The organism is Mesorhizobium sp. M8A.F.Ca.ET.021.01.1.1, from assembly GCF_003998025.1.
Taxonomy (GTDB): domain Bacteria; phylum Pseudomonadota; class Alphaproteobacteria; order Rhizobiales; family Rhizobiaceae; genus Mesorhizobium.
Window position 1 is genome coordinate 1 of record NZ_RZSJ01000756.1, and the last position, 2,426, is coordinate 2,426.

The window sequence follows — 2,426 nt, forward strand, 5'->3', positions numbered from 1 at the left end:
GAAAATGGCCGTCCGGCGACGTCTGTGCGTCGCCGAGCAGAATGTCGTTGGCATAGGCGCGCACCTTGCGGCCCGGATCGGCGAGGCCGGCGACAAAAATCTTGTTGCCGTCGATTTCGACCGCCTCGACGACGATCTTGGGTTCAGCCACAGCCGGCGCGGCCGGTGCCGCCGGAGCGGGTTGTGCCTCAACCACGGCTGGCGCGGTCGGCGCCGGCGCGGCGGGCGCTGGAGCGACCGTCGCGGGCGCTTCAGCAGCTTGGTCGCCGGTTGCCGGCGCCGGCTTTGTCTCGGGTGTCGGAACCGTCAACAGTTCGGCCGGCTTGCCCGGCTCCTCGACCATGGCCAGCACCTGGCCAGCCGCATTCGCGGGCACCGAGACCACGGCAGTCTGCGCCGAGGCGGTCACGACCGTGCCGACGGTCGAACGCAGCGCGATCGTATAGTCGCCGGGCTTCAGCGGATCGTCGAGCACGATGACAAAGGCGCCATCGGGACCAGCCACCGTCGAGCCGATCACCGTTGAGCCGTTGAGGATTTCGACCTTCGAGTTGGGCACCGCCTTGCCGGCAACGACGATCGAGCCGTTGCTCTCGACGCGCACGACGTCGAAAGTCGGCGCGATCGGACCCGCCGTCGCGGGCGCCGCAGGCGCCGCCGCATCGGTTGCGGGTGCTGCCGGGGCTGTCGCCTGGGGTGCCGCGGCCGGAGCGGCCGGCACCGCCGGAGCCGGCAGCCGCCCTTCCGTGCCGGGGTCGGCGGGTTTCGGCGCCGCGGGCGGCGTCAAGGCCGCCACTTGCGCCGGCGGCGCGGGATGAAGATACGGGTCGAGCGCGCCCGATACATAGGCGGTTCCCGCCGCCGCGACGGTCCCACCCGCCGCGAACAGGAACGCCTTCAATGGATTAATTGCCATATTTCCCTACCCCTTAGCCACCTAACGCCGGTCTAGCGTGTTTTGCCAAAGCCGACAAGAAAAAGCCCGCCCTTGTCAGCCTTTGGGCTTGACCAGGCTTCCAGACCCAATCACCAATCATCCGTATGAACACGATTCGATCCGTCTGCGTCTATTGCGGCTCGTCTCCGGGCCGCGATGAAATCTATGTCAAGGCCGGCCATCTGCTTGGACGCTCAATTGCCAAGGCAGGGCTGCGGCTGGTCTATGGCGGCGGCACCAAAGGCATCATGGGCGCTGTCGCCGAAGGCGCGCTCAAGGCCGGCGGCAAGGTGACCGGCATCATTCCGCGCTTCCTCATCAACAGGGAAGCCACCGAAACCGCGCTTGACCGGCTCGACGAGTTGTTGATCACCGACAACATGCACGAGCGCAAACATAAGATGTTCGAGAAATCCGACGCCTTTGTGGCGCTGCCCGGCGGCATAGGCACAGTCGAGGAAATCGTCGAGATCATGACCTGGGCGCAGCTCGGCCATCACCGCAAGCCGATCGTCTTCGGCAATGTCAACGGATTCTGGGACCCGATGACGGCGTTGCTTGATCACATGGCTGGGGAAGGCTTCATTCACACCGCTCAGCGTGTGAAGCCGCTGGTCGTCAACGACCCCGAGGCCATCGTCGCCGCCATCATGGTGGCCGGGTCGTCGGTCGACGCGCCGACGGAAGGCGTCCAGTCGGTGATCGACAAGATGTAGAGCTAGGGGGCAGTACGTTTGCATTGCCCGAGCGCACGCTTTTCCCCTACTCCCTACTCCCCTCCCTCCGAGCAGCCTCCCGCAGATCGGCGATAACCGCGCGCCGGTCCTGCCGTCGCCAGGCGAGATGAATGGAAACCATGCGCCCGAACCACGGCATGTCGCGGAACAGGATCGAGGGCGGCGCGGCAGTGCGCAGGCTTGCCTGCACGGTGGCGAGACCAAGGCCAGCGCTGACAAGGCCGAGCGAGGTCAGCGGGTCGGCCGTTTCATAAGCGATATCGGGTACGAAGCCAGCCTCGGCGCAAGCGGCGAGGAACTGGCCACGATTGGTGTCGTCGGGCTGGCGCACCACGGTGATCCAGACGCGGCCGTCGAGATGGTGCGGCTGGATATCAGCCACATCGGCCAGCGGATCGTCTTCGGGAATGGCCAGCACCAGCGGCTCGTGGCGCAGCGGCGTGCTGGCGATATCGGGATCGTCGGCAGCCGCGGGAGAATACACCAGACCAAGATCGAGCGAGCGCTGCCGAAGCCCCTCCATCTGCGCCGCCGAGCGCAGGCTTCTCAGCTGCAGGTGAAAATCCGGCCGGTCGCGGCGGAACTGGCGCAGCATGCCGGCGACAAGCCCGGCATGAACCGCACCCTCGACATAGCCGATGGCAAGGCGCCCGGTGGAACCGCTGGCCAGGTTGCGGCCAAGCTCCTCCAACCGGCTCGCATTCGACAACAAGGCACGGGCCTCGGTCAGGAAGGCGCGGCCCTCGGCATTG

2 protein-coding genes and 1 pseudogene are annotated in these 2,426 nt (G+C 66.5%); 1 reads left to right on the top strand and 2 read right to left on the bottom strand.

Annotated features, from left to right (window positions below; translation table 11 throughout):
- Positions 1 to 916: pseudogene (locus EOA36_RS33365) on the bottom strand (peptigoglycan-binding protein LysM); the annotation flags it as partial.
- Positions 917 to 1,041: 125 nt separating this feature from the next.
- On the opposite strand from EOA36_RS33365, the gene EOA36_RS33370 reads away from it, so the two are divergent.
- Positions 1,042 to 1,653 (top strand): TIGR00730 family Rossman fold protein, encoded by a 612-nt coding sequence (locus tag EOA36_RS33370; protein ID WP_127281002.1) that lies wholly within the window; start codon positions 1,042 to 1,044, stop codon positions 1,651 to 1,653.
- A 46-nt stretch (positions 1,654 to 1,699) separates the two neighbouring features.
- On the opposite strand, the gene EOA36_RS33375 is transcribed toward EOA36_RS33370, so the two are convergent.
- A partial coding sequence (locus EOA36_RS33375; RefSeq protein WP_127281003.1) for a LysR family substrate-binding domain-containing protein occupies positions 1,700 to 2,426 on the bottom strand: 727 nt, incomplete at its 5' end.

Bases quoted from the DNA above. Each gene is read 5' to 3' on its own strand.
- EOA36_RS33370 (WP_127281002.1), top strand. From the start codon at position 1,042: ATGAACACGATTCGATCCGTCTGCGTCTATTGCGGCTCGTCTCCGGGC.